This is a genomic window from Paenibacillus xylanilyticus, from assembly GCF_013359935.1.
Lineage (GTDB): Bacteria > Bacillota > Bacilli > Paenibacillales > Paenibacillaceae > Paenibacillus > Paenibacillus xylanilyticus.
The window spans coordinates 1-327 of sequence record NZ_JABMCB010000144.1 but is presented as its reverse complement, the minus strand read 5'-3'; the positions used below and the strand labels follow the sequence as shown (position 1 = coordinate 327).

At 49.8% G+C, this 327-nt stretch carries 1 tRNA gene and 1 rRNA gene; both read right to left on the bottom strand.

Features of this window, described 5'->3' with window-relative positions:
* Nucleotides 1–63 precede the first annotated feature (63 nt).
* Nucleotides 64–139, bottom strand: a tRNA-Asn gene (locus HP552_RS03770).
* Nucleotides 140–205: 66 nt separating this feature from the next.
* A 23S ribosomal RNA gene (locus tag HP552_RS03765) occupies nucleotides 206–327 on the bottom strand; the annotation flags it as partial.

Sequence of the window (327 nt, the reverse complement as noted above, 5' to 3'; positions counted from 1 at the left end):
CGCTTGTGGCGCCTACACGATTTCCAATCGTGCTCCTTCGGCCAACTCGGACACCTCTCCATATGGCTCCCCGAACAGGACTCGAACCTGTGACAACTCGATTAACAGTCGAGTGCTCTACCAACTGAGCTATCAGGGAATACTATTCAGAGATTATTCTCTGAAAACTAGATCCGAAACGAAACCTGCGACTAAAACCTGCATATTGGATAAGCCCTCGACCGATTAGTACTGGTCAGCTCCATGCATTGCTGCACTTCCACCCCCAGCCTATCTACCTCGTCGTCTTCAAGGGGTCTTACATACTGGGAAATCTCATCTTGAGGG